This is a genomic window from Kitasatospora sp. NPDC002227, from assembly GCF_040296285.1.
Lineage (GTDB): Bacteria > Actinomycetota > Actinomycetes > Streptomycetales > Streptomycetaceae > Kitasatospora.
In genome coordinates this window covers 1-24,478 of sequence record NZ_JBEOWY010000069.1, presented here as the reverse complement: position 1 = coordinate 24,478, position 24,478 = coordinate 1, and the positions used below count along the sequence as shown (strand labels likewise).

The window sequence follows — 24,478 nt, the reverse complement described above, 5'->3', positions numbered from 1 at the left end:
CTCTCCGCTTCCTCAGGCTGCCGGGATCATACCGATGCGGGCGGCGCCCATGGTCGAGGACCAGCCACCGCTCTTCTCGAACTCGAAGCCGCGCTGCTCGACGTCGTCGACCAGGCTGCCGAGGGTGGGCATCGGGGAATTGATGGCGTCCATGATCGCCTGGATGCCCTTGTGGATGCCGTCGATGGCCTTCTGGATGCCTTCGTAGATCTTCACGATGGTCCGGATGCCGTTCACGATCTTCTGGACGATCTTGTAGATCTTGTACATCTTGTACGCGGAGTAGATGCCCGCGCCGACGTCCGCCAGCGGGTCCTCCGGGCCGAGGCCGACGGCCTCGATCGCGGCGTCACCGGCGAGCATCTCGGCGGCCTGCTTGGCGAGCTGCTCGATCTCGTCCATGATCAGCTTGTCGATCTCGCGCAGCGCGGCGGCCAGCAGGACGGTGATCGTGTTGTACGCGTCCTTGTAGATCTTGGCGGCCGACTTGGCGGCGTCGCCGAGGCCGCCGATGCCCATGCTCCAGCGGAACAGGTACTCGTCGAAGGCCTGGCCGGTCTGGCCCTGCCACTGGCTGCCGAGCTTCCAGGAGCCCTTCCGGACGGTGCCGGCCACCGTGTAGAGGCAGTCGCCGAGGGCCTCGTACGAGTCGCTGAGGTACTTCAGGCGGCCGAAGTCACCGATGATCGGATCGAACATCAGGCCGATCAGGCTCTGCCCCGTGCAGAACTTGAACATCTTCTCGGCGGCCTTGATCTCGCCCTTGCCCTTGCAGGCCCAGAGCGCGTGCTTGATCGCCTTGCTGGTGTCGTCCTCGGCGCTGGCCGGCTCGGTGAGGTTGACCGCCTCGTCGGTGAAGTTGCCGACCGAGGAGCCGCCCGGGATGGTGCTGATGTCCGGGAACGGCAGCGAGCCGGCCGGGTAGATGCTCAGCAGGTCGGCGGCGTGCTGCTGGTCGTTGTTGGCGTAGTCCGCCGCGGTGCGCTGGATCTTCTCGTTGACCTGCCCCATACCGCGGCTGCACTGGTCGATCTTGCCGGTGAAGAAGTGCGCGATGTCGGGCACGATCGCCTTGAGCGGCAGCAGGACCAGGCAGTCGGTGCCGTCGGTGTTGGCACACTGGTTGCCCGCCCACTGGGAGAGCTGGTTGAGGTGGCCGCCCTGCTGGCTCATCAGGTTTCCGTAGGAGTGGAAATCTTCCTGTGGCGGCGTGCGGAATCCAGACACACTATCTCCCCGTTATGTGACCAAATACGAGCGACCTGCCGAAACAAGTGCGTCAGTCACATTAGCGGACAGTCTGAGTGGCTAGAACAGCCCGTCAGCAGCCCGTCAGAACAGGCTGAAGTTGACCACCACGGTGGCGCCCTGACGGAGCGGCTGACCGGCCGGAGGGTTCTGGGTGGTGGCCTTGCCGGTGCCGAACAGGGTGATCCCGCCGGACTGGAACTGGAAGCCCTGGTCGGCGAGCGCCTTCTTGGCCTCCTCCTGAGTCATGCCGACCACGTTCGGCACCGGGGTCATCCCCTTGCTGAGGACGAGCGCCACCGGGGAGCCGACGGCCAGGCGGGTGCCGGTGGCCGGGTCGGCGGAGACCACCTGGCCGGCCGGCACGGCGTCGCTGTAGGCGTCGGTGGTGCTGCCCACGGTGAGGTTCGCGCCGGTCAGGGACTCGCGGGCCTGGTCGAGGGTCAGGCCGAGCAGGTTCGGTACGGCGATCCGCTGGGGGCCCTTGGAGAGCACGACCTTCACCGGATCGCTCTTGCGGACCCGGGCGCCGACCCCGGGATCGGTGGAGACGACCTGCCCACTGGGGACGGTCTCACTGAACTGCGGGGTGAACTGCCCCTGCAGCCCGGACTTGTCGAGGATGACCACGGCCTGGTCCTGGCTCTGGCCGAGCACACTGGGCACCGTCGTGTACAGCGCCTCCGAGAGCACGTACGTGGTGGCGCCGCACAGGGCGAGCACCACGGCGAGCACGGTGCCCCAGATCAGCGGCCGCCGCGAGCGCAGCCGGCGGCGGCGCGGGGCGCGCTCGGGCAGCGGCTCGTCGATCGGGCGGGTGCGCAGGAGCTCCGGGGGGAGCTGCTGGACGGTGGTGCGGGTGAGCACCGCCGTGCGTTCGGTGGTCGGGTGGTGCGGCGTCCGGCGGGTGGAGGCCGGTGGTTCGGCGTCCAGCTGGGCCGGGGTCAGCGCGCGGCGGGCGCGCTGCAGGGCGGCGAGCAGCTCGACGGCGTCGAGCGGGCGGGCCTGCGGGTCGCGGGCCGTGGCGGAGGCGACTATCGCGTCCAGTTCGGGAGCGATGGTCGGGGTGGTCCGGGAGGGCGGGGGCACGTCCTCGTGCAGGTGCTGGTAGATCACCTGCATCGGGTTCTCGCCGGTGTGCGGGCGGGCGCCGGTGAGCAGCTCGTACAGCAGGATGCCCGCCGCGTAGACGTCCACCCGCTGGTCGGTCGGGCCGTCCTGGCGGATCTGCTCGGGGGCGAGGTAGGCGACGGTGCCGAGCACCGTGCCGACCGTGCTGGTGCTGGTGGCGTCATTGCCGCCGAGCAGCCGGACCAGGCCGAAATCGGCCACCTTGACCAGGCCGCCCTCGGTGATCAGCACGTTCTCGGGCTTCACGTCCCGGTGGACCAGGCCGGCCCGGTGGGCGGCGCCGAGCGCGGCGAGCACCGGCTCCATGACGTCCAGCGCAGCGCGGACGCTCAGCGCCCCGCGGTCACGGAGCAGGTCGCGCAGGGTGCGGCCGGGCACGTACTCCATCGCCAGGAACACCCGGCCGCCGTCCGCCCCCTGGTCGAAGACGTTCACCACGTTGGGGTGGGCGAGCCGGGCCACGGCCTTGGCCTCGCGGATGAACCGGGCCGAGAACTCGGCGTCACCCGCCAAGTCCGGGTGCATCACCTTCACCGCCACCACCCGGTCGAGCCGGGTGTCGGTGGCCCGGTACACGGTGGCCATCCCGCCCACCGCGATCACCTGCTCGATCCGGTACCGGCCGTCGAGCAGGGTGCCGATCAGCGGGGCGTGCGGTGAGGTGTCCATTCGGCCATTTTTGCAGGAGCGGGGGAGTGGTTCCGCGATCAGCGGCGGAGGCGCTCGTAGGCGGCGCTCTGCTGGAGCGTCTGCTGGGCGCTCTGCTGGACGTCCTGCCAGGTGGGGAGGGCGGTGGCGGCGACGACGGTGCGGGCGAGGCGGTCGGCGAGGGAGCGGCGGCCGGGGAAGAGGACGGGGAGGGCGTTGGCCCAGAAGCCGGCGATAGCCAGGGCCCAGCAGAAGATCGCCACGACGAAGGAGCCCCGGACCAGGGCGGCGAGTGCGACCGAGATCAGGGCGACGTCGGCGACGGTGGTGACGAGGGCGCGGGCGGCCGCGCGGCCCTTGCCGAGCGCGCCGACCTCGGCGGGCAGGACCTGCAGGCCGAGCATCAGCTTGCCCAAGGTGCGGCGGCCGAAGGCGATGCAGAGGAACTGGTAGAGGAAGGTGCAGACCACCAGGGCGGCGAAGCCCTGCTGGACGTCGCTGACAGCCGAGTGCCAGAGGGAGATGCCGACCTTCTCCCCGGTGCCGACGTAGTCGCCGTGCGAGGTCAGCAGCCCCCAACCGCCCTTGGCCGCCAGGCTGGGCACGTCGGTGAGCAGCGCCCCGATCCGGTGGAAGGTCAGCACCGCCAGCAGGCAGGCGAGGCCGATGACCAGCGCGAAGTCCACCAGCCAGGCGAGCCCACGCCTGCCGATCCCGGATACGGCCACGGTCTCCCCCTGCCACACGACTTGTCGGACCGGCACAGCTTAGACGGTGGCTCAGCCGCGCCGGCAGGGGCTAGAACGCCGGCCGTTCGCGGTGGTCCAGGTCGGCGCGGCCGGCCATGGTGGAGGAGGCCTCGGCATGGAAGCGACGGGGGATGCGGCCGGCCCGGAAGGCCAGGCGGCCGGCCTCGGCGGCGTGCCGCATGGCCTCGGCCATCAGCACCGGGTCCTGGGCACGGGTGACGGCGGAGGCGAGCATGACGGCCGAGCAGCCGAGCTCCATCGCCAGGGCGACGTCGGAGGCGGTGCCGGCGCCCGCGTCGAGCACGACCGGCACGCCCGCGTTCTCCACGATCAGCTGGAAGTTGTGCGGGTTGCGGATGCCCAGGCCCGAGCCGATCGGGGAGCCGAGCGGCATGACGGCCGCGCAGCCGACGTCCTCCAGCTTGCGGGCCAGCACCGGGTCGTCGTTGGTGTAGGGGAGCACGGTGAAGCCGTCGTCCACCAAGGTCTCGGCGGCGTCGAGGAGTTCGATCGGGTCGGGCAGCAGGGTCCGCTCGTCGGCGATCACCTCGAGCTTGACCCAGTCGGTGCCCAGCGCCTCGCGGGCCAGCCGCGCGGTGAGCACGGCCTCGCCCGCGGTGAAGCAGCCGGCGGTGTTGGGCAGCACCTGGATCGAGTTGCGGGCCAGCACGTCCAGGACGGATCCCTGGGTGCTCGCGTTCACCCGGCGCATCGCCACGGTGGTGAGCTCGGTGCCGGAGACCCGCAGGGCCTGCTCGAGCACCTCCAGGCTGGGGGCGCCGCCGGTGCCCATGATCAGCCGGGAGGAGAAGGTCTGCCCGGCGATGGTGAGAAGGTCGTCGGCCATCGGGTCAGCCTCCCTGGACGGCGGTGAGGATCTCGACCCGGTCGCCCGCGCTGAGCGCGGTGGCGGCCCAGGAGGCGCGCGGCACCACGGTCTCGTTGAGCGCCGCCGCGACCCCGGTCGGCGACTTGCTGAGGGCGGCGACCACCTCGGCGAGGGAGGCCGGGGCGGCCACCTCGCGGGGCTCGCCGTTGACTGTCAGGGAGATGGTGTTCATCGGGTGTCCTCGGGGCGCTCGGCGGAGCTGAAGCGGTCGGGGGAGAAGGGCAGGGCGAGCTCCGGCGTGCGGCCGGTGGCGAGCTGTTCGGCGATCAGGTCGGCCGTGACCGGCGTCAGCAGCACGCCGTTGCGGTAGTGCCCGGTGGCGGCCGTCAGGCCGGGCAGGGCGGTGGGGCCGAGCAGCGGGGCGTTGTCCGGCGAGCCCGGGCGAAGCCCGGCGCCGGTCTCCACCAGCGGCAGCTCGGTCAGGCCGGGCACCAGCTCGTGCGCGTCGCGCAGCAGCTCGTACACCCCGCCGGCCGTGACGGTGGTGTCGAAGCCCTGCTCCTCGCTGGTCGCCCCGATCACCAACTCGCCGTCGGCGCGCGGCACCAGGTAGATGTGCTGCCCCCGCACCACGGCCCGGACGTTGCGGGAGAGGAACGGCGCGTACGCGGGCGGGACGCGCAGCCGCAGCACCTGGCCCTTCACCGGGCGCACCGGCGGCAGCACCCCGGCGGGCAGTCCGGGCAGCAGGTGGCTGCGCGGCCCGGCGGCGAGGACCAGCTGCCCGGCCGTCAGCTCGGTGCCGTCGGCCAGCCGGACGCCGGTGGCCCGGCCGTCCGTCGTCAGCAGGCCGGCCGCCTCGGCACGCTCGAAGCGCACGCCCGCCGCCGCGCAGGCGGCGAGCAGGGCCTCGGCCAGGCGGCGCGGGTCGACCTGGTGGTCGTCGGCGACGTGCAGGCCGCCGCGCACGCCCGGGGCGAGCATCGGCTCGAGCTTGCGGCACTCGCGGCCGGTGAGCCAGCTCGAGTCGAGGCCCAGGCGCTGGTGGAACGCGTGGAGCTCGCGCAGCTCCTCGCGGTCGTCGGCGTCCAGCGCCACGGCGAGGGTGCCGGTGGCGCGGTAGCCGGTGTCGAGGCCGGTCGCCTCCCGGAGCTCGGCGGCGAAGGCCGCGTACCGCTCGTTGGAGGCCATGCCCAGGCGCAGCAGCGGCTCCTCGCCGTACTGGAGCTCGGTGACGGGGGCCAGCATGCCCGCCGCGACCCGCGCCGCGCCGCCGCCGGGGGCGGGGTCGAGCACCGTCACGGACAGGCCGCGCTGGGCGGTGCGCCAGGCGACGCCGAGGCCGATGATGCCGCCGCCGACGACCAGGACGTCCTGAGTGCGTGCCAAGGTCTGGATTCTCCCTTCGCCGGTATGACCCGGATCAGGTTCGGACGGTCGCAGGCCGTACCAGCCCGCCTCTCAGCCCGGTACGCCCGGGCTCCCGTGATGAGGAACGCACCCACCTTAACTCCGCGCGGCATTCCTCCCGAAGAGGCGTACGAGGGGTGGACGGGCCTCGGTAGGGTGCTGGCGTGGCTGAGCTGACTGAAGCGGATCGCGTGGTAATCGTCGGGGCCGGGCTGGCGGGGGCGCAGTGCGCGCTGCTGCTCCGGCAGGGGGGCTGGCGGGGGCGGATCTCCCTGGTCGGCGAGGAGCCGCACGCCCCCTACGACCGGCCGCCGCTCTCCAAGGACGTGCTCCTCGGCAAGCGGGACACCACCACGCTGGACCTCGACTGGGAACAGCTCGGCGTCGAGCTGCTCGCCGGCCGCCGGGCCACCGGGCTCACCCCCGGCACCCTGCACACCGACGCCGGCGACCTCCCGTACGACGCCCTGGTGCTGGCCACCGGCTCGGTGGCCGTGCCGCTGCCGGGGGCCGACGGCCACCACGTGCTGCGCACGGTGGAGGACGCGCTGAAGCTGCGCCCGCACCTGGTGCCCGGGGCGCGGATCGCGCTGGTCGGCGCGGGCTGGATCGGCGCCGAGACGGCGACGGTGGCCCGGCAGCTGGGCTGCGAGGTGACGGTGGTGGAGGCGGCCCCGGTGCCGCTGGCCGGGGCGCTGCCCACCGAGCTCGGGCTGCGGATGGCCGAGTGGTACGCCGAGGCGGGGATCGAACTGCGCTGCGGCGCGGCGGTGGCCGCCGTCGAGCCGGGCGTGCTGGTGCTCGGCGACGGCACCCGGGTGGAGGCCGACGAGGTGGTGGTCGGCATCGGCGCCCGCCCGGCCACCGGCTGGCTCGCCGGCAGCGGGGTCGAGCTGGACGCGCGCGGCGCGGTGGTGGTGGACGAGCAGCTGCGGACCTGCCTGCCGGGAGTCTGGGCGGCGGGTGACTGCGTCTCCTACCCCTCGGCCCGGGCCGGGCAGCGGATCACCGTGCAGCACTGGGACCACGCGCTGCAGTCCGGCCGGGCGGTGGCCGCCTCGGTGCTCGGGGCGGGCGAGCCGTACGACCCGGTGCCGTACTTCTGGTCCGAGCAGTTCGGGCGGATGGTGCAGTACGCCGGGCGGCACGCGGAGGCCGACCAGGTGGTGCGGCGCGGCGGGGAGGACGACGCGGCCTGGGCGGTGCTCTGGCTGCGGCAGGGGCGGCTGGTCGCGCTGTTCACGGTGGACCGCCCGCGCGACCTCAACCAGGGGCGCAAGCTGATCGCCGCGGGTGCGGAGCTGGACCCGGCGCTGGCCGCGGATCCGGCGGTGCAGCTCAAGGCGAGCGTTCGCTGAGGCCGCGTTGTGGGAGGCTGTGTGGTGTGAGTGAGATCGAAGCGAAGATTGAAGCCCTTGTCCCGGCGTGGCTGCACCTGCCGGACATCTCGGAGCAGTGGGGCGTCTCCATCCTCGACGTGCGCGACATGGTGCGGTCGGGCCAGCTGATCGCGGTGAAGCGTGGGGAGCGGAACACCCTGCAGGTGCCGGCCGCGTTCATCGACGAGACCGGGCCGGTGAAGCACCTGGTCGGCACGCTGACGGTGCTGCGGGACTGCCACTTCTCCGATCAGGAGATCATCGAGTGGCTGTTCACCGAGGACGAGTCGCTGCCGGGCAGCCCGATCCAGGCGCTGCGGGAGAACCGGGGCACCGAGGTGAAGCGCCGGGCCCAGGCGGAGCTGATCTGATGACGGACGCCCGGGGCGCGTTGGCCGACGCCCGGCTCTACCTGTGCACGGACGCGCGGCGCGAGCGGGGCGATTTCGCTTCGTTCGTGGACGCGGCGTACGCGGGCGGGGTGGACATCATCCAGCTGCGGGACAAGGGGCTCGAGGCCCGGCAGGAGCTCGAGTACCTGGCGGTGCTGGCCGAGGTGGCCGATCGGCACGGGAAGCTGTTCTCGGTGAACGACCGGGCGGACGTGGCGCACGCGGCCAGGCCGCAGGTGCTGCACCTCGGGCAGGACGACCTGCCGGTGCCGGCGGCCCGGGCGATCCTGGGTGACGGTGTCGTGATCGGGCGGTCCTGCCATGCCGAGTCCGAGGTGGACGCGGCGATCGCCGAACCGGGCGTCGACTACTTCTGCACCGGCCCGGTCTGGCCCACCCCGACCAAGCCGGGGCGGCACGCTCCCGGGCTCGACCTGGTCCGCTACGCGGCGGCCGCCGTGACGGACCGGCCGTGGTTCGCGATCGGGGGGATCGACCTGGGGAACGTGGACGAGGTGCTGGCCGCGGGTGCGACCCGCATCGTGGTCGTCCGGGCCATCACGGCGGCGGCAGACCCGGCTGCTGCGGCGGCGGCCCTGGCCGCGAAGCTGCGCTGATCAGCCGAGGGCCAGTCACAACACCCAGGGGCGCGGGGAACTGCGCGAGTGCGGAAGGAACCGGCCTGCGGCCTACCGCTTCGCGCAGTTCCCCGCGCCCCTGGATCGTGCGACTGGCTCTCCGAGGCAGGCCGAAGGCCGTGCGCGGCTGGCCGCGCCGTTCCCCGCGCCCCTGGGTAACGCAGCTGCTGCCCCTGGGTGTTGTGCTGTGTGACCGACCGGCTACGGTGTGCCGCATGGATGTCATGAAGGCGACAGCGCGTCAACTGCTGGTGAAGCTGGGCGCCGGGAACCTGTCACTGGAGGCCGTCGCGAGCGAGGCGGGCCTCACGGAAGCTGAGGTGGAGGCGGTCTTCCCGACCAGGGACGAACTGCTGACCGCTCTGCTGATCGATGCTTACAACGCCTCGGGCGAGGCGATGGAGGAGGCCGACCGGGCCGCCCGGGAGGCCGGGGCGGGCGCGGGGGCCAGACTGCTGGCGGTGACCCGGGCGCTGCGGGCCTGGTCGTTCGAGAACCCCGGTGAGTTCACGCTGGTGTACGGCTCGCCGGTGCCCGGCTACCACGCCCCGATGGACACCGTGCCACCCGCCTCGCGGACCCCCGCGGTGCTGGCCGGGATCGTCCGATCGGCCCTGGAGGCCGGCGAACTCACCCCGCCGAAGCGCCCGTTGACCGGGCAGAGCCTGCTCCTGCCGGAGGCCGTCCAGCTCTTCGGTGGCGTGCCCGAGGCTCCCTACGCCGACCTGATCGAGCGCGGCATCGTGCTCTGGAGCAGCCTCGTCGGCCTGCTGGTCTTCCAGGTCTTCAGCCGCACCCACGACAGCGTGCGGGACGAGTCCGCGTACTTCGACTTCGCCATCGCGGTGGCGGCCGAGGGCGTGGGACTTGAAGTGCCCTTCAACGAGAACGAGCTGTGAACACCACCAGAACCCTCTGCTTCGTCATAGCGGCGCTCTCCTCGTACGCCGCGCTGGTCTACCGGCTCACGCAGGTGCGCCGCAGCTGGCGGGACGGTGCCTACCGGGCGCTGTTGGTCACGCTGTTGCTGCAGTGCCTCACCTTCACGATGGGGGCCGTCGCCATGGGGGGCGGCGCGTTCCTCGGGGTGGGGAACCTGGCGATCCTGTTGATGCACGTGGCCGCCGTGGCCTTCTGCGTCAGTGCGCAGGTCATCCTGCTGCGCTGGGCATTGGCGCCGGAGGAGGCGGCGCGCCGCGGCCGCAGCTGGCTGATCGCCGGGGTGGCGGTCAACGTGCTGCTGGTCGCGCTGTTCTTCCTGGTGGACGGCCCGGGCCGGGCGGCCACCGACTTCAACACCGGCAGCGGCCAACCGCTGGTGCTGCTCTACCTGTTGGTGTTCATCGTCTCGCAGGCCGTGCCGTGCGTGACGATCTTCCGGCAGTGCGGGGCGTACCTGCGGATGGCCGACAAGGAGTCGCTGCGCCAGGCGCTGCGGATGCTCTCGGTGACGGCCGCCATCCTGTTCCTCTACTGCTCGGCGCGGACGGTCAACATCCTGACCGCCGCCGCCGGGTTGGACATCGGGCTCTGGCAGCTGGCCTCGAACGTCTTCAGTGCGGTGGGCATCGTGACGCTGTCGCTCAGCCTGACCATCTCCTCCTGGGGGCCGCCGGCCACCAGGCTGCTGGAGTGGGCCCGCAACTACCGCGCCTACCGGGCGCTGTACCCGCTCTGGCGGGACCTGTACGAGGCCTCGCCGGACATCGCGCTGGAGCCGCCGGGTGCGGCGGTCTCCGACCTGGACTACCGTCTGCACCGGCGGGTGGTGGAGATCCGGGACGGCTGGCGCGAACTGCGGCCGTACATCGAGCGGGTGCCGGTCCAGGCCGGTGCGCCGGCGATCGAGCAGGTCGGGCCGGCGGTCGAGGAGGCCGGACAGGCGTTCACCGAAGCGGCACAGCTGCGCCGGGCTCTGCACGCGAAGCGCACCGGAACCGTACCGGTGGCGAGCAAGGACGAGGGCGATTTCGAGGACCGCGACACGGACAACTTCACGGCAGAAGTGGCCTGGCTCACCCAAGTGGCCTCCGCCTACCGTAGGATGAGCAGCGCGAGTTGAGACTCCCGCCCGGTCTGCACCCCCGTCAGACCGGGCGGGCCCCTCTTTTCCCCCGGTGCCCCCCGTGGGTTTACCCGTTCTTGGGTTCCCCGTTTTTTCTGTTGAGCCGGGCGGGTGTGTGCGTACCCCGCCCGGCCCCCGGCTCCGTCCGTCCCCCGACAGTGGAGCCAGGCCGACACGGCAAGCCAACTCGGCTACCCCCGTAAACGAAGTTAGCTGGCAGCTATCGGCGAGGACCTACGTTGGCGGAGTCCGGGCTGATTGTCAACTGACAGCTAATCTGCGAAACTGACGATTAGCCAAGGGCTAAGTTGTCGAGGGGGTGACGGGGGGAGATCCGCAGTGGCCGACGACCACGCAGTCGACGAGCAGGGGCCTGGGCAGGAGGCCGACGAACGGGCCGTGCTCGGCGTGCGGTTGGACAAGCTCTTCAGAACGGTCCGGCCCAAGGGGCGGCACTGGACCAACGCCGAGGTGGCGGAGGAGCTCAAGCGGGCCAACCCTGAGCTCAAGGTCGGCGGGGTCTACCTGTCGCAGCTGCGGACGGGCAAACGCTCCAACCCCTCACCGGACTTGCTGGCCGCACTGGCCCGCTTCTTCGGCGTCTCGGTGGCGTACTTCTTCGACGACCAGGTCGCCGAGTCGGTGCTGAGCGAGGTCGCGGCGATCGAGGCGCTGCGGCAGGCCGGGGTCCGCGCGGTGGCGATGCGGGCGGCCGGGATGAAGAAGGAGAACCTGCAGGCCATCACGGCCATCATGGACCAGTACCGGCAGTTGCAGGGCCTGCCGCCGGTCAGCGACTCCTCGGGGGCGGAGTGAGGAGCACGGCTCGGTGATCGGCGCGAGGAAGGGCTCGGGGGACCAGGGGCGCCGCAAGGGCCTCAAGCGGCTCCGCAAGGACGGCGCGCGGCTGATCGCCGGGCTCGGCCTGCCCCAGGTCTCGGACGTGGTCGAACTCTGCGGCTACCTCGGCGAGATCCGGGGCCGCCCCATCACGCTCATCCCGATGCCGATGCCTGCCTCGCACCCGTGCGGCATGTGGGTCGCCGCGCGCGACGAGGACCTGATCTTCTATGACGCCAACACCACCAGCGCGCACCAGGAGCACATCATCTTGCACGAGCTGGGCCACATCATCTGCTGCCACCGGGGCGCGGGCGGGCTGGACGAGGCCAGTGCCCGGCTGCTCTTCCCCAACCTCGACCCCGACCTGGTGCGCGACATGCTGCTGCGCGCCACCTACGACGACGTCCAGGAGCAGGAGGCCGAGATCATCGCCTACCTGCTCTCCCAGCGGGTCGGCGGCCCGCAGCCCGACGGGCCGCAGGCCGCCGGGCCCGGCGAGGACGGCCGGCGCAGCCTGATCGAGCGCACCCTGATCTAGGGCCTGTCCGGCCGATCTTGCCGGGCGCACGCACAACCGGGCCCCGACGTCGCGCGCTGATCCGACAAGATCGGCCGGACAGGCCCTCGGGGGCTAGACCAGGGCCTGGGCCACCTCCTCGGCGAGGAGGGCGACCGCGCGGCGGATGTCGGTCTCGCGGTGGTCGGCGGTGACGAAGAAGCGCAGCCGGGACAGACCCTCCTCGACGGCGGGGTGGAAGATCGGGTCGGCGATCAAGCCACGCGCGTAGAGGCGGTCGGCGACCAGCAGGGTGCGGGCCGAGTCGCCCAGCAGGCAGGGGACGATCGGGGTGTGCGCGCTGGTGCCGGTGGCCAGCCCGGCGGCGGTGGCCAGGCCGAGGAAGAGCTCGGCGTTGCGGTGCAGGGCGCCGACCCGCTCGGGTGTGATCAGCTCGGTGGCGGCCAGCGCGGCGGCGGCGTTGGCCGGGGTGAGGCCCACGCTGTAGACGAAGCCGGGCAGGGTGTGCCGCAGCCAGCGCACCAGCCGGGCCGAGCCGCCGAGGTAGCCGCCGCAGCTGGCGAAGGCCTTGGAGAGGGTGCCCATCCAGAGGTCCACGTCCGCCCGGTCGACGCCGAAGAACTCGCCGACGCCCCGGCCGCCCGCCCCGACCGTGCCGATGCTGTGCGCCTCGTCGACCATCAGCAGCGCGCCGTACCGCTTCTTGAGCTCGATCACGGCCGGCAGGTCCACCAAGTCCCCGTCCATGCTGTACGCGCCCTCGACCGCGATCGGCACCCGGCGGAACCGGTGCCGGTTGGCCCGCAGCAGGTGCTCCAGCTGCCCGGTGTCGTTGTGGACGAACGGGCGCCGGGCCGCCCCGGAGAGGGTGCAGCCCTGCAGGATGCTGTCGTGCGCGAGCGCGTCGTGCAGCACCAGGTCACCCGGGCCGAGCAGGTGGCCGATCGCCGTCACGTTGGTGGCGTGCCCGCTCACCAGCGCCAGGCAGTCCGGCACCCCGAGGAACTCCGCCAGCGCCCGCTCGAGCCGGACGGTGAGCTCCCGCTCCCCGGAGAGCACCCGGCTCGCGGAGACGGAGGTGCCGTAGCGGTCCACCGCCTCGTGCACGGCCCGGCCGACGGCCGGATGGCCGGACAGGCCCAGGTAGTTGTAGCTGCCGAAGGAGAGGTACGGCCGCCCGTCGATCACCGTGGTGTCGCGGATGGTGCCTTCGTGCACCCGGAAGTACGGGAACCGCGCCCCGCTCGCCTTGATCGCGCCGAGCCGCTCCTCGAACTCCCGGATCTCCGGGAAGTCGTCCGCCGGGGCGGCCGCAGCCCATGCGGCGTCCCGTTGGCGCGGGAAGGACGGTGTGTACGGGACGGCCTGCTCGCCGGAGTACGGTGCGGCCAGGGTGATCAGCTCGCCGATGGTGCGGCCGGGTGCGTAGAGGTGCTCGGGCTGGAAGCCGGGTATTCGCCTGCCGAGGTTGGCCGCCAGCTCCTGCACCATCAGGGAGTCGAAGCCGAGGTCGGCCACCAGGCTCTGCTGCGGCGCGAGTTCGGAGAGCGGGAACACCCCCGTCCGGGAGACCTCCTCGAGCACCACGGCCGCCGCCGAAGTGCCGCCCGTGCCCGGGGCGGCGGGGGCCGCCTCGGCCTTGCGCAGCGGTACGGCCTGCTCGGTGACGTCCCGGGCGGTGGTGTCCACCACCCAGTGGTGGCGCGGGGCGAGCGGGCTGGGCGGGAGGGTGCAGGGGGGCGTGCGGGGGGTGTCCGCCGCCGGGCCGTGGTCGGCCGCGGGGCGGCCCTCGGCGGCCTCGGTGAGCCGGGCGACGGCCTCGGTGAGGTCGGCGGCCCGCAGGGTGAGCCGCTCGGTGAGCGGGGCCCGCTGGGCGAGGGTGCTCGCCACGGCGGCCAGCGGTGGCCGGTCCTCGGCCAGGGCGCGGGCCAACTCCCGGGCATGCCGCGCGAGTCCGGCGGTGTCCCGGGCGTGCAGCACCAGCCGGTGCGGCCCGGGGGCGTGGGCGGGCGCCGGTACGGCGGGGGCCTGCTCGAGCACCAGGTGGACCCCGGTGCCGCCGAAGCCGAAGGCGCTCACCCCGGCCCGGCGCCGCTGCCCGGCGTCGGGCCAGGCGGTCGGCCCGGTGGCGATGGTGAGGGCGGCGGCGTCCAGGCGGCTGTGGTCGGCCAGCTCGAACGCGGGCTGCGGCGGGATCACGCCCCGGTGCACGGCCAGTACGGTCTTGATCAGCCCGGCCAGCCCGGCGGCGTTCAGCGAGTGCCCCACCACGGCCTTGACCGCGCCGAGGTGGGCGGGCGGGGCGTGTTCGCCACGGAGTTCGGCCAGCACGCCGATCTCCACCGGGTCGCCGACCGTGGTGCCGGTGCCGTGCGCCTCCAGGTAGCCGACCGCACCGGGCTCGAGCCCCGCGTCCCGGTAGGCCCGGCGCAGCGCGCGCAACTGCCCTGCCGCCTGCGGGTGCAGGCCGCCCTGCACGGTGCCGTCGTTGGCGGTGCCCACGCCCCGGATCACGGCGTAGACCCGGTCACCGGCCGCCAGCGCGTCCTCGAGGGGCCGCAGGACGAGCACTCCGGCGCCCTCGCCGAGCACGAAGCCGTCCGCCGCCGCGCCGAACGGCAGGCAGCGGCCGCTGCGGGAGATCGCGCCGATCCGGCACAGGCCCACCAACAGGTCGGGCGTGAGCACCAGTTGGGCGCCGCCCGCGATGGCGATCCGGCTGCGGCCGGCCCGCAGCGCGTACACGGCGTTGGCCACCGCCAGCAGTCCGCCGGAGCAGGCCGCGTCCAGCGCGTAGCTCTCGCCGTGCAGGTCGAAGACCGAACTGATCGTGCTGGGGCCCATGTTGAGCAGCAGGCCGGCCACCGAGGTGCCGTGCAGGCCGTCCACCGCGCGGGCGCTCTCGAGCAGGCGCGCGCTGTCGCCGCGGGCCCCGAACTCGCCGCCGGCCAGCTGGCGGACCCTGATCTGCATCGCGCTGATGTCGCGGTAGCCGCTGTCGGTGAGCGAGGCGATCACAGAGGTCTCCTCGCGGTCGAAGCCGCCCGCCTCCCAGCCCGCGTCCTGGATCGCCTCCCGGGCCAGGTCGATCAGCAGCCGGTGCTGCGGGTCCATCGACCTGGCCCGGCGGGGCGGGATGCCGTAGTGCGCCGCGTCGAAGTGGCCCACCTCGGGCAGCAGGGCCATGGTGTCGGTGTAACCGGCCGCCGCGTCACGGAAGTTGTCGCTGCGGAAGGCGGCGGCGCGCCAGCGGGAGTCCGGCACGGCGGCGAACTGCGGCGCCGGGTCGGTCAGCAGGCGCCAGTACTGGTTGAGGTCCCGCGCGCCCGGGAAACGGCAGGCCATGCCCACGACCGCGATGTCAGCACGGCCGGCACGGGTCGCGGCGGTCACGCCCCGGTGCCCGATCGATCGCGCCACCAGGCGACGGTGGCCGCCACCTGCTCCTCGACCGGGGTGGCCCGGACGGTCAGGGCCTGCTCGTAGGCACTGGAGTCCAGCACGAACGGGCGGTCGAACTGGTAGCTGATCTCCTTGAGCGCCCGCAGGAGCGGGGAGAACAGGCCGGCGAGGGTGAGCACCGCCGGCGGCAGGCCCTTGACCGCGACCGGTCCGGTGCCGGCCTCCCGGCACAGCAGGCCGACCATCTCGGCCGCGGAGCGGGCGGGGGCGGTCGGCAGGTGCCAGGCGCGGCCCCAGGCACTGTCGGTCTCGGCCAGCTCGACCATCGCGCGGGCCACGTCGGGCAGGTAGCTCCAGCTGTGCGGCGCCGTCGGGTCGCCGAGGACGGAGACGGCCTTGCCCTGCAGCACCTTGGGGACCACCCGGTCGGCGAGGTGGCCGCCGGCGGTGACTCCCGGGCCGAAGAAGTCGGAGGCCCGGAGCTCGACGGCGCGGATGCGGCCCTGGCCGTGGAGCGTCTTCGCCTGCTGCCAAGTGGCGGCGCGGACCCGGCCCTTGGGGCCGGTCGCGGCCAGTGGCAGGTCCTCGGTGAGGGGACCCTGGGCGGTCGGGCCGTAGCCGTAGAGGTTGCCGAGCAGGACGAGGGGGGCTCCGCTCGCCTCGGCGGCCCGGAGAACCGCCGCGGCCAGCGGCGGCCAGTCGGCGGCCCAGCGGTGGTAGGGGGGAGCGGCGCAGGCGTGGATCGCGGCGGCGCCCTTGACGGCCTCGGTCAGCCGGGCGGGGTCGGTCGCATCGAGGGCGACATGCTCGATGCCGGGCTCCGAGGCCCGGCCGGACTTGGTGACGACCCGCACCGAACGGCCCTGCTCGGCCAGCAGACGGGCAGTGGCGGCCCCGGCGGGCCCGAATCCTATGACGACATGAAGGCTCACGGGGGCACCCTAGCGCGGCATTGGTTGAGACCTCGTCAGGTCCACACCCCGGCCGGGCCAGCACCTTCGCTGGGCCAGCACCACAGGGGCGCGGGGAACTGCGCGAGTGCGGAAGGCACCGGCCTGCGGCCTCCCGCTTCGAGCAGTTCCCCGCGCCCCTGGACAGTGCAACTCGCCCCTGTGTCCGAAGAGGAAGCTCAGTGCTTGCGGGCCGTGGCCGCCTCGGCGAGGGAGAGGAGGACCGCGCGGGCCGGGCCGTCGGCGAGGGGGGCGGTGTCCAGGGCCGTCAGGGCCTGCCGCATGAGCTCCGCTATCCGCTGCTCGACGGCGTCGGCCGCGCCGCTGCGGGCGACTAGCTCGCGCAGGCCCGGGATCTCCGACGGGTCGAGATCCGCTGCGCCGAGACGGGAGTCGAGGTGCCGGGCGTCGGCGGGGGCCAGGCCCCGCATCGCGTGCGCGATCAGCAGGGTCCGCTTGCCCTCGCGCAGGTCGTCCCCGGCGGGCTTGCCGGTGACGGCCGGGTCGCCGAAGACCCCGAGCAGGTCGTCCCGCAGCTGGAAGGCCTCGCCGAGCGGCAGCCCGAAGTCCGAGTAGGCCGCCACCAGCTCCGGCGAGGCGCCGGCCAGGAGTGCGCCGACCTGCAGCGGCCGCTCGATGGTGTACTTCGCCGACTTGTAGTGGAGCACGACCTGCGCCCGGTCGACCGCACCTTCGTCCGCCGAGTCCCCCGCGACGGGCTCCAGGACGTCCAGGTACTGCCCGACCATGACCTCCGTCCGCATCAGGTCGAAGGCCGGCTTGGCCGCCCGCACCCGCTCGGCCGGCAGCCCGCAGCGCCCGAACAGCTCGTCGCACCAGATCAGCAGCAGGTCGCCGAGCAGCAGCGCCGCCGAGGCGCCGTACTGCTCGCGGTCTCCGCGCCAGCCGTGCTCGCGGTGCAGGCCCTCGAAGCGGCGGTGCACCGAGGGCAGGCCGCGCCGGGTGTCGCTGCGGTCCATCAGGTCGTCGTGCACCAGGGCGCTGGCCTGCAGCAGTTCGAGCGCGGCGGCCGCCTCCGCGATGCCGGGGGCGTCGGCCGCGCCGCCGGCGCCGCGCCAGCCCCAGTAGCAGAAGGCCGGCCGCAGCCGCTTGCCGCCGTCGAGCAGGAACTCGCGCAGCGCGGTGGTGGCGGGCGCCAGCTGCGGGGAGATCTTGTCGAGCAGGGTGCTCTGCCCGTCCATGAACTCCGCGAGCGCGGCGTTGACCCGCTCGCGGACGGCCTCCACGTCGATGGGGCTGGCGGTCTGGGTGGTGGGCGAGGGCACGAGGAGGCTCCGGATCGCTGCTGGGGTGACAAGCCAGCGTAACGGGGGCCGGACGCCCCTCGCGTCAACCCCTGTCCCGAGGGGTGACCGGTGCAGGTGACGTTCCGTCTCACAGAGTGGACGAGGATTGCCGGGCCGTTCGCCGATCCCGCTAACCTGCCAGCATGGCACTCGGGATTCCCACGACCAGGACCGACCGCGCACTGACGGTGCGCGAACTCCTCGCGGCCGGGAACCGTTCGTTCTCCTTCGAGTTCATGCCCCCGCGCAGCGACGTAGCCGAGTCCAGATTGTGGGAAGCGATCCGCCGGGTCGAGGCGCTCGACCCGAACTTCGTCTGCATGACGTACGGCGCCGGCGGCTCCTCGCGCGGCCGCACCGTCAACCTGGTCGGCCGGATCGCCACCGAGACCACCCTGACGCCGGTCGCCCACCTGACCGCCGTCGACCACTCCATCGCCGAACTGCGCAACATCATCGGCCAGTACGCGGACCAGGGCGTCCGCAACGTGCTGGCCGTCCGGGGGGACCCGCCCGGTGACCCGGCCGGCGAGTGGGTCCGCCACCCCGAGGGCGTCACGTACGCCTACGAGCTGGTCGAACTCATCCGCTCCATCGGGGACTTCTGCGTCGGCGTGGCCGCCTTCCCGCAGATGCACCCGCGCTCGGAGAACTGGGACGAGGACATCAAGCACTTCGTCGCCAAGTGCCGGGCGGGCGCGGACTACGCGATCACCCAGATGTTCTTCGAGGTCGAGGACTACCTCCGGCTGCGCGACCGCGTCGCGGCGGCCGGCTGTGACGTGCCGATCATCCCGGAGATCATGCCGGTCACCAACGCCCGCCAGCTGGAGCGGTTCCCCGAGCTCAGCGGCTCGCCGTTCCCGCCCGCCCTCGAGGCGCGACTGCGCGCGGTGGCCGACGACGCCCCGGCGCTGCGCGCGGCGGGCATCGAGCACGCCACCGCGATGGGCGAGCAGCTGCTCGCCGAGGGCGCGCCCGGTCTGCACTTCATCACCCTCAACCACTCGACCGCGACCCTGGAGATCTACCAGAACCTCGGCCTGCACCAGCGCTGAGCCGGTCGGCAGGGAACTGGGCTGGGCGGTCCGCAGCCTGTACAGTCGCCGCACGCGCGGGCTCCTGCGCGGCGGGGGCTCGTGTGCGACTGGAGGCATCGGAATGAGTGCCGGGTACCTGCTGCTCTACGCCGCGCTCGCCGTGGTCGCGGTCTGGCTGGTGGCCGAGCTGCTCTTCCAGCACCGGGCCCCGGTGCACTGGCGGGCGCTCGCCCTGGTGGGGTTCCTCACAGTGGTCGCCGGGATGTCCCTCTCCTCCGTCCCCGTGATCGGGGCCGGGGCCGCCGCCTTCGCCGTCGGCCAGGTCTTCGTCACCCTCGCCGTCAAGCAGGGCCGCCCGGTCGGCTGGTCGCTGCGCCGCCCCGACGGCTCCCTGCCCGGCCCGCTCGCGCGAGTCCCGCTGCTCAGCGCCGCCACCGGCGGCGCCGTGGCGGCCGCCGCCGTGGCCGCGTCCGAACCGGTCGGCGAGGTCGGCCCGGTGGAGGCGGAGGCGCCGGCGGCAATCGGCTACGAGTACGAGCAGATGCAGGAGCTCTCGGCGGAGCAGAGCGTCTACGCGCCCGCCGCGGAGTACTACCCGCAGGAGCAGCAGCAGTACGTCCAGCCCGAGTACCAGTACCAGGTGGACCCGTACGGGCAGCAGCAGTGGCAGCAGCAGCCGGTGGTCTACGACGGCTACCAGCAGCAGCCGGCGCCGGGGTACGGCTACGAGTACCAGGACCCGTACGGGCAGCAACAGCAGCAGTGGCAGCAGCAGGTGCCGCAGCAGCAGGGCTGGGAGTACCAGCAGCAGCCGTACCAGGGCTGAGCCGGGGAACAGACCCGCTCGGCGGGTGGTTCTGGGGTCTGTACACGCCAGTGTCAGGAGGAGACCCCGTGAGCTACGAGGAGTACCAGCGCGCCAACCTGTTCTTCGACTCGAAGGACTACGCCGGAGCAGCGGCCATCCTGGCCCCGATCGTCGAGGCGGAGCCCGGGCACCGTGCGGCCGTCGAGCTGCTGGGGCGGTCGTACTTCCACAGCGCGCAGCTGGGCCGGGCCGAAGACGTCTTCCGCCGCCTGATCGAGCTGGACCCGGGGAACGGCTGGGCGTACGAGGTGCTCGGCCGGACGCTGGAGCGTCGCGGCGAAGCTGCCGAAGGGGCTCGCTTCCGGAAGCTCGCTGCCGCGATGGGTGTTGCCTGACGACCGGGCAGCGCCCCAGGGGCGCGGGGAACCGCGCGAGGCCGGAAGAAGCGGACCTGCCGGCTGCCGCGAAGATCCAGTTGCAACGCCCAGGGGCGCGGGGACTGGCGCGAAGCGGAAGGCCGCAGGCCGTTGCCTTCCGTACTCGCGCAGTTCCTCGCGCCCCTGGGTGTTGCGACTGAACCCCTGCGGGAAGGGCTATGCCGGGCCGATGGCGGTGGCCGTGATCGAGGCCGACATGCCGGCCCGGGCCAGGCCGCCGCCGGGGTGGGCGGTGGCGCCGATGAGGTGGAGGCCGGGGAGGGGGGTGGTGTTGGCCGGGGCGAGGGTGGTGGCCGCCAGGGAGGGCGGGGCGAGGGGGGTGGCGGGGAGCAGGTGGCGCCAGAGGATGCGGTCGCGCAGGTCGAGGCCGGCGGTGGCGAGGTGGTCGAGGAGCTGGCCGGCGTAGGCCTCGGTGGGGGTGGCACCGGCCGGGACGGTCACCGAGAGGGTGACGGCCTCGTGGTCGGCGTCCGGCACCAGGGCGGGGTCGTCCGGGCGGTGGACCTGGACGGTCGGCTGCGGGGGCAGGGAGCCGTCGGCCAGGGCGGCGAGCTCGGCGGCGGCCGAGCGGGCGTGCACCACCGTACGGAAGGGGGTGCCCGCCGGGCGGGCGCCCCGGAGCGCGAGCAGGCAGCTGAACCGCGCGAACGGCCGCGCGGGGGCGAGGGGGGCGGGGCCGGGGGCGATGCCCCGGCCGTACAGCTCGTGGTGGTCGATCGCGGAGAGCACCAGGTCGGCCTCGACCCGCTCGCCCCCGGCGAGGACACCCGCCGCCCGGCCGCCGTCGACCAGGACCTCGGTCACGGGGGCGGAGAAGCGGAACTCCACCCGCCGCGCCTCGCACCGCCGGTACACCGCCTCGGCCAGCGCCCGGAGCCCGCCCTGCACGTACCAGACGCCGAACGACTGCTCCATGTACGCCAGCACGGCGGCGCCGGCGGGGGCGGTCCGGGGGTCGAGCCCGAAGCGCAGGGCGTGCTCGTGCAGCAGGGCGGTCAGGCCGGGGTGGTCGCCGAGTTCGCGGGCGGCGAGGTCGGCCAGGGTGCGGGTGGGGCGGCCCAGGCGGGCCAGCCCCTTGCGGGGGGCGGCCGGGTAGGGGTCGGTCCGCAGCGGCCGCGGGTCGGTGGGCAGCGGCTCCTCGAGCAGCGGGCGGCGGGTGGCCTCCCAAACGGTGCGGGCCCGGTTGGAGACCTCGTTCCACCGCTCGCCGTGGCCCGGGCCGAAGGCGGCGTCCAGCGCCTGGGCGACCCCGCCCCGGGAGGCGTTCGGCAGCACCAGGTCGGTGCCGTCGGGGAAGAGGTGCCGGCTCTCCGGCTCGACCGGGCCCATGGTGACCAGCTGCTCCAGCGGCTCCTTGCCGGTCTTGAGCGCGAGGTCGCGGTAGACGGCGGGCAGCGTCAGCAGGTTCGGCCCGGTGTCGAAGGCGAAGCCGCCCCGCTCGTAGCGGCCGAGCTGGCCGCCGTAGGTGCCGCTCGCCTCGCAGACCGTCACCCGGTGCCCGACGGTGGCCAGCCGCGAGGCCGCGGCCAGGCCGCTCACTCCCGCGCCGATGATGACGATCCTTGCCATGGGGCACGATCCTAGTCCTGACCTCCCTGGTTGCCGGCCCGGTACCGGCCCGGGGTGGTGCCGAATTCGCGGTCGAAGGCGTGGGAGAAGGCGTACGGGGTGCCGTAGCCGACCTGGCGGGCGATGGTGGCGAGCGAGTCCTGGGTGTCGCGCAGGAGGGTGGCGGCGAAGGTGAGGCGCCACCAGGTGAGGTAGCCCATGGGCGGGCGGCCGACCAGGGCGGTGAAGCGGCGGGCGAGGGTGGAGCGGGAGACGCCGACCTCGGCGGCCAGGCGGTCGTTGCTCCAGGGGGCGGCCGGTTCGGAGTGCAGGGCCCGCAGCGCGGCGGCCGTCACCGGGTCGTTCAGGACGCCCGGCCAGGCGCCGCTGGTGGTCGCGGCCAGCCAGGAGCGGACCATGTAGACGAGCAGCAGGTCGAGCAGGCTCGGCAGGGCGATGCAGGCCCCCGGCCGCTGCCCGTCCAGCTCCCGGCCCAACAGGTCGATCGCGGCGCTGAGTTCGGGCCGGCTGCCGACCCGGGCGGGGAGGTGGACCACCTGCGGCAGCTCCGCCATCAGCGGGTGCACCCGCTGCCGGTCGAGCCGGTACTTGCCGCACAGCAGCTCCACCTCGCGGGCGCCGGTCCGCTCCGGCCGGGGTGCGCTCCCGGTGAGCCAGTGCTCGAACGGGACCGCCCGCCCGAACGCGGCCTCGCCGGCCTCGGCGTCGGCGAGCAGGTGCCCGGCGCCGTGCGGCAGCAGTACCGCGTCACCGGCGCCGAGGGTGAGCGCCGTGCCGTCCTCGGCCAGCAGCCGGCAGCCGCCGGTGAGGACGACGTGGAACCCGGCGCCTTCGTACGGCGCCAGCCTGGTGCACCAACTCCCGCTCACCCGAAGCCGGTTGGAGGAGGGCCGCCCGATCCGGACGGCCGATATCGCGTCGCTCACCACGTCCATCGGGCCAGCGTACCCATGACCGCAGAGGTGAGCTTCTGGCGTATCCGGATGATCCGTTGGAGCATTGAGAGCATCAGCCGTGCTCTCTAGCGTTGAGCCCATGGACGAGAGCGTGCAGCGCATCGCGCTGGGAGATGTCGAGATCATTCGAGTCGTCGAGTGGGCGGGGGAGTTCATCACCGGCCGGGAGCTGGTCCCGGACGCGCCCGCCGAGTTGTGGCAGGAGAACGCGGGCTGGCTGGCGCCGGACCACTGGAGCCCGGAGAGCGGCCTGGCCGCCGTGACCCTGCAGACCTGGGTGCTGCGAAGTGGCGGACGGACCGTCCTGGTGGACACCGGCGTGGGCAACGGGCGTGAGCGGCCCGGCAATCCGCTGTTCCACCGGCGGGAGGGGGACTTCCTGGGGCGGCTGGCCGAGGTCGGGGTCCGCCCGGAGGAGGTGGACGTGGTGGTCAACACGCACATCCACGGCGACCATGTCGGCTGGAACACCCGGGACGAGGGGGGAACGTGGGTGCCGACCTTCCCCAATGCCAGGTACCTGCTGCCGGCCGCCGACGTCCACCACTTCGGCCCGGAGAACGGGCACGCGAAGGGGGTGCGCGCGGATGACCGGCTGATCTTCGAGGACAGCATCGCGCCCGTCCTCGCCTCCGGCCAGGCCGAGTTGTGGGACGGCGGCCACCGCATTGACGAGCACCTGAGCCTGGAGCCGGCGCCCGGCCACACGCCTGGCTCGGCCGTGCTGCGGCTCGACTCGGGCGGCGACCGGGCGGTGTTCGTCGGCGACCTGCTGCACAGCCCGGTGCAGATCCTGGCCCCCTCGTGCAGCAGCTGCCTCTGCCTCGACCCGGCGGGCGCGGCGGCCAGCCGGCAGCGGATTCTCGGACGGGCCGCCGAGCTGGGGGAGTTGGTGATCCCGGCGCACTTCGGCGGCACGGGGGCGGTGGAAGTGCGTCGGGAGGGAGGTGAGTTCACCCTTGGACGCTGGGTGGGCTAGGAGTTTGCTGAAGATCTTTCTCCGGCCGCCCGCCTTGCCCGAGTTCGCCGGAAAATATCGATCGGGGCAATCTGGTGCAAGCTGGGCGCGATTTCAAGATCGTCAGTGCACTCCTAGGCGGTGTAGGGGGTGTCGAGGAGTTCGAGCAGCTCCGGGTGGATGAGGGCGCCGGGGAGGCGGGGGTGGTCGGTGAGGATGCCCGCTGCTCGTAGGCGGTCCAGGGCCGGCCGAGGGTCGTGCGGGATGCGGCCCTGCAGGGAGTCGGCGGAGAGGGCCGGGGCGGCGCGGAGCTGGGTGAGGACGGCGGTGGCGGCGGGGTCGCCGGCGATCTGGGCGACGGCGGCGCCGAGCAGTTCGCCGTAGGTGGCGAGGGTGCTGGTCCGGTGCCGGGCGGTCTCGGTCACCGCGCGGGCGAACAGCGTGCCCCAGCTCTGGAGATCGCCGTCGGCGGCGGCCATCAGGGCGGTGTCGTGCTCGGTACGGTGCGCTTCGACCCAGGCGTCGAGGTCGAGGAGGAGACCGGGGAGGAGCCCGGCACCGACCAGGTCGCACTGGCCGAGCAGGCGGGCGGTGCGGCCGTTGGCGTCCGGGAAGGGGTGGATGGTCACCAGTGCCACCATGGCGATCGCGGCGGCGTCGAGCGGGTGCGAGGTGGTGTGGGTGCCCCAGTGGTGCCAGTGCTCCATCCGCTCGGTCAGCTGCGGACCGGCCTCGGTGGCGACTGAGAAGCGCTGCCCGTCGGGCCAGGTGATGGTCATGGGAGTGCTGCGGAAGCCGCCGGGGGCGGTGATGTTGGGATCTCCCGCGATCAGCAGCCCGTGCAGCTGGGCGAGGGCGTCGGGGGTGAAGCAGGGGCGCCGGCCGGGGCTTTCGAGCAGCTCGGCGCGGACGGAGTGGACGGCCAGCAGGCCCGCCGTGGTGCGGCTCTCGGCGGCGGTGGCGAGCTGCTCGGCCAGCTGCGCCGGTTCGATCCCGGCGACGCGCTTCTGGTGGAGCTTGGGGCGCCAGCGCGGACGGTGGAAGAGGTCGGGGTCGGCCAGCTGGGTGCGGGCGGCGGTGGTCAGTTCGGCCAGCGCGTCGAGGGCCTGGGCGCGGGCGGCCCCCGACCCGGCCGGGCTCAGCCTCCCCGACCAGCCGCCGACCGGGGCGATGGCCGCCGCCCGGCAGACCCTGCTCGCCCT

General features: G+C 73.4%; 23 protein-coding genes and 1 riboswitch. Of the genes, 11 read left to right on the top strand and 12 right to left on the bottom strand.

What is annotated here, in order from left to right:
• Nucleotides 1-12 precede the first annotated feature (12 nt).
• From ABT095_RS35650 to thiO, 6 genes are all read right to left on the bottom strand, one after another.
• Nucleotides 13-1,173: a hypothetical protein gene (locus tag ABT095_RS35650; RefSeq protein ID WP_350533754.1), complete on the bottom strand. Its 1,161-nt coding sequence runs from the start codon at nucleotides 1,171-1,173 to the stop codon at nucleotides 13-15.
• A 159-nt stretch (nucleotides 1,174-1,332) separates the two neighbouring features.
• Nucleotides 1,333-3,048 (bottom strand): Stk1 family PASTA domain-containing Ser/Thr kinase, encoded by a 1,716-nt coding sequence (gene pknB, locus ABT095_RS35645; RefSeq protein ID WP_350533753.1) that lies wholly within the window; start codon nucleotides 3,046-3,048, stop codon nucleotides 1,333-1,335.
• Between the two features lie 38 nt (nucleotides 3,049-3,086).
• A complete protein-coding gene (locus ABT095_RS35640; protein ID WP_350533752.1) occupies nucleotides 3,087-3,755 on the bottom strand; it encodes an RDD family protein in 669 nt (222 codons plus the stop codon).
• A 70-nt stretch (nucleotides 3,756-3,825) separates the two neighbouring features.
• The gene (locus ABT095_RS35635) at nucleotides 3,826-4,623 is read right to left on the bottom strand and encodes a thiazole synthase (protein ID WP_350533751.1); all 798 of its coding nucleotides are present in this window, start codon (nucleotides 4,621-4,623) and stop codon (nucleotides 3,826-3,828) included.
• Nucleotides 4,624-4,627: 4 nt separating this feature from the next.
• Entirely contained in the window at nucleotides 4,628-4,837 is a 210-nt protein-coding gene (gene thiS, locus ABT095_RS35630; protein ID WP_350533750.1) for a sulfur carrier protein ThiS, read from the bottom strand.
• Nucleotides 4,834-6,003, bottom strand: a complete 1,170-nt coding sequence (thiO, locus tag ABT095_RS35625; protein WP_502885128.1) for a glycine oxidase ThiO — start codon at nucleotides 6,001-6,003, stop codon at nucleotides 4,834-4,836. The genes thiS and thiO overlap by 4 nt, the downstream gene beginning before the upstream one ends.
• Nucleotides 5,989-6,102, bottom strand: a riboswitch (TPP riboswitch). (Overlaps the previous gene by 15 nt.)
• Before the next feature lie 77 nt (nucleotides 6,103-6,179).
• Between thiO and ABT095_RS35620 the strand changes: the two genes are divergently transcribed.
• The 7 genes from ABT095_RS35620 (at nucleotide 6,180) to ABT095_RS35590 (ending at nucleotide 11,870) form a co-directional block, all read left to right on the top strand.
• On the top strand, nucleotides 6,180-7,373 hold the full coding sequence (locus tag ABT095_RS35620; protein WP_350533748.1) for an NAD(P)/FAD-dependent oxidoreductase: 1,194 nt from the start codon (nucleotides 6,180-6,182) through the stop codon (nucleotides 7,371-7,373).
• A gap of 26 nt (nucleotides 7,374-7,399) precedes the next feature.
• Nucleotides 7,400-7,765: an Rv2175c family DNA-binding protein gene (locus tag ABT095_RS35615; protein WP_350533747.1), complete on the top strand. Its 366-nt coding sequence runs from the start codon at nucleotides 7,400-7,402 to the stop codon at nucleotides 7,763-7,765.
• A complete protein-coding gene (gene thiE, locus ABT095_RS35610) occupies nucleotides 7,765-8,403 on the top strand; it encodes a thiamine phosphate synthase (RefSeq protein WP_350533746.1) in 639 nt (212 codons plus the stop codon). The genes ABT095_RS35615 and thiE overlap by 1 nt, the downstream gene beginning before the upstream one ends.
• Nucleotides 8,404-8,639: 236 nt before the next feature.
• Nucleotides 8,640-9,323: a TetR/AcrR family transcriptional regulator gene (locus ABT095_RS35605; RefSeq protein ID WP_350533745.1), complete on the top strand. Its 684-nt coding sequence runs from the start codon at nucleotides 8,640-8,642 to the stop codon at nucleotides 9,321-9,323.
• Nucleotides 9,320-10,486 carry an MAB_1171c family putative transporter gene (locus ABT095_RS35600; RefSeq protein ID WP_350533744.1) on the top strand — a complete coding sequence of 389 codons (1,167 nt, stop codon included), beginning with the start codon at nucleotides 9,320-9,322 and terminating at the stop codon, nucleotides 10,484-10,486. Before ABT095_RS35605 ends, ABT095_RS35600 begins: the two co-directional genes overlap by 4 nt.
• 342 nt (nucleotides 10,487-10,828) lie before the next feature.
• Complete coding sequence (locus ABT095_RS35595; RefSeq protein ID WP_502885126.1) at nucleotides 10,829-11,305, top strand: helix-turn-helix domain-containing protein; 477 nt, start codon at nucleotides 10,829-10,831, stop codon at nucleotides 11,303-11,305.
• A gap of 13 nt (nucleotides 11,306-11,318) precedes the next feature.
• Complete coding sequence (locus tag ABT095_RS35590) at nucleotides 11,319-11,870, top strand: toxin (protein WP_350533743.1); 552 nt, start codon at nucleotides 11,319-11,321, stop codon at nucleotides 11,868-11,870.
• 93 nt (nucleotides 11,871-11,963) lie between these two features.
• Here the strand turns inward: ABT095_RS35590 and ABT095_RS35585 are convergent, their stop codons facing one another.
• From ABT095_RS35585 to ABT095_RS35575, 3 genes are all read right to left on the bottom strand, one after another.
• Nucleotides 11,964-15,269 (bottom strand): aminotransferase class I/II-fold pyridoxal phosphate-dependent enzyme, encoded by a 3,306-nt coding sequence (locus tag ABT095_RS35585; protein WP_350533742.1) that lies wholly within the window; start codon nucleotides 15,267-15,269, stop codon nucleotides 11,964-11,966.
• A complete protein-coding gene (locus tag ABT095_RS35580; RefSeq protein WP_350533741.1) occupies nucleotides 15,239-16,183 on the bottom strand; it encodes an NAD-dependent epimerase/dehydratase family protein in 945 nt (314 codons plus the stop codon). The genes ABT095_RS35585 and ABT095_RS35580 overlap by 31 nt, the downstream gene beginning before the upstream one ends.
• 197 nt (nucleotides 16,184-16,380) lie before the next feature.
• Nucleotides 16,381-17,487: a polyprenyl synthetase family protein gene (locus ABT095_RS35575; protein ID WP_350533740.1), complete on the bottom strand. Its 1,107-nt coding sequence runs from the start codon at nucleotides 17,485-17,487 to the stop codon at nucleotides 16,381-16,383.
• A gap of 164 nt (nucleotides 17,488-17,651) precedes the next feature.
• Between ABT095_RS35575 and metF the strand changes: the two genes are divergently transcribed.
• From metF to ABT095_RS35560, 3 genes are all read left to right on the top strand, one after another.
• Nucleotides 17,652-18,566, top strand: coding sequence for a methylenetetrahydrofolate reductase [NAD(P)H] (gene metF, locus ABT095_RS35570; protein ID WP_350533739.1), 915 nt, complete (start codon nucleotides 17,652-17,654; stop codon nucleotides 18,564-18,566).
• Nucleotides 18,567-18,669: 103 nt separating this feature from the next.
• Nucleotides 18,670-19,374 (top strand): hypothetical protein, encoded by a 705-nt coding sequence (locus tag ABT095_RS35565; protein ID WP_350533738.1) that lies wholly within the window; start codon nucleotides 18,670-18,672, stop codon nucleotides 19,372-19,374.
• A 68-nt stretch (nucleotides 19,375-19,442) separates the two neighbouring features.
• On the top strand, nucleotides 19,443-19,751 hold the full coding sequence (locus ABT095_RS35560) for a tetratricopeptide repeat protein (protein WP_350533737.1): 309 nt from the start codon (nucleotides 19,443-19,445) through the stop codon (nucleotides 19,749-19,751).
• Between the two features lie 198 nt (nucleotides 19,752-19,949).
• Here ABT095_RS35560 and ABT095_RS35555 read toward each other — a convergent pair whose 3' ends face one another.
• Entirely contained in the window at nucleotides 19,950-21,362 is a 1,413-nt protein-coding gene (locus ABT095_RS35555; RefSeq protein ID WP_350533736.1) for a phytoene desaturase family protein, read from the bottom strand.
• Between the two features lie 11 nt (nucleotides 21,363-21,373).
• Entirely contained in the window at nucleotides 21,374-22,297 is a 924-nt protein-coding gene (locus ABT095_RS35550; RefSeq protein ID WP_350533735.1) for an AraC family transcriptional regulator, read from the bottom strand.
• A 100-nt stretch (nucleotides 22,298-22,397) separates the two neighbouring features.
• Between ABT095_RS35550 and ABT095_RS35545 the strand changes: the two genes are divergently transcribed.
• On the top strand, nucleotides 22,398-23,297 hold the full coding sequence (locus ABT095_RS35545; protein ID WP_350533734.1) for an MBL fold metallo-hydrolase: 900 nt from the start codon (nucleotides 22,398-22,400) through the stop codon (nucleotides 23,295-23,297).
• 113 nt (nucleotides 23,298-23,410) lie between these two features.
• Here the strand turns inward: ABT095_RS35545 and ABT095_RS35540 are convergent.
• The coding region (locus ABT095_RS35540; protein WP_350533733.1) for a Fic family protein at nucleotides 23,411-24,478 on the bottom strand (1,068 nt) is incomplete at its 5' end.

What these genes read in the sequence shown, in the direction of transcription:
- ABT095_RS35650 (WP_350533754.1), bottom strand. Translation starts at nt 1,173, where the DNA reads ATGAGCCAGCAGGGCGGCCACCTCAACCAGCTCTCCCAGTGGGCGGGC.
- pknB (WP_350533753.1), bottom strand. Translation starts at nt 3,048, where the DNA reads ATGGACACCTCACCGCACGCCCCGCTGATCGGCACCCTGCTCGACGGC.
- ABT095_RS35635 (WP_350533751.1), bottom strand. Translation starts at nt 4,623, where the DNA reads ATGGCCGACGACCTTCTCACCATCGCCGGGCAGACCTTCTCCTCCCGG.
- thiS (WP_350533750.1), bottom strand. Translation starts at nt 4,837, where the DNA reads ATGAACACCATCTCCCTGACAGTCAACGGCGAGCCCCGCGAGGTGGCC.
- thiE (WP_350533746.1), top strand. Translation starts at nt 7,765, where the DNA reads ATGACGGACGCCCGGGGCGCGTTGGCCGACGCCCGGCTCTACCTGTGC.
- ABT095_RS35605 (WP_350533745.1), top strand. Translation starts at nt 8,640, where the DNA reads ATGGATGTCATGAAGGCGACAGCGCGTCAACTGCTGGTGAAGCTGGGC.
- metF (WP_350533739.1), top strand. Translation starts at nt 17,652, where the DNA reads ATGGCACTCGGGATTCCCACGACCAGGACCGACCGCGCACTGACGGTG.
- ABT095_RS35565 (WP_350533738.1), top strand. Translation starts at nt 18,670, where the DNA reads ATGAGTGCCGGGTACCTGCTGCTCTACGCCGCGCTCGCCGTGGTCGCG.
- ABT095_RS35555 (WP_350533736.1), bottom strand. Translation starts at nt 21,362, where the DNA reads ATGGCAAGGATCGTCATCATCGGCGCGGGAGTGAGCGGCCTGGCCGCG.
- ABT095_RS35550 (WP_350533735.1), bottom strand. Translation starts at nt 22,297, where the DNA reads ATGGACGTGGTGAGCGACGCGATATCGGCCGTCCGGATCGGGCGGCCC.
- ABT095_RS35545 (WP_350533734.1), top strand. Translation starts at nt 22,398, where the DNA reads ATGGACGAGAGCGTGCAGCGCATCGCGCTGGGAGATGTCGAGATCATT.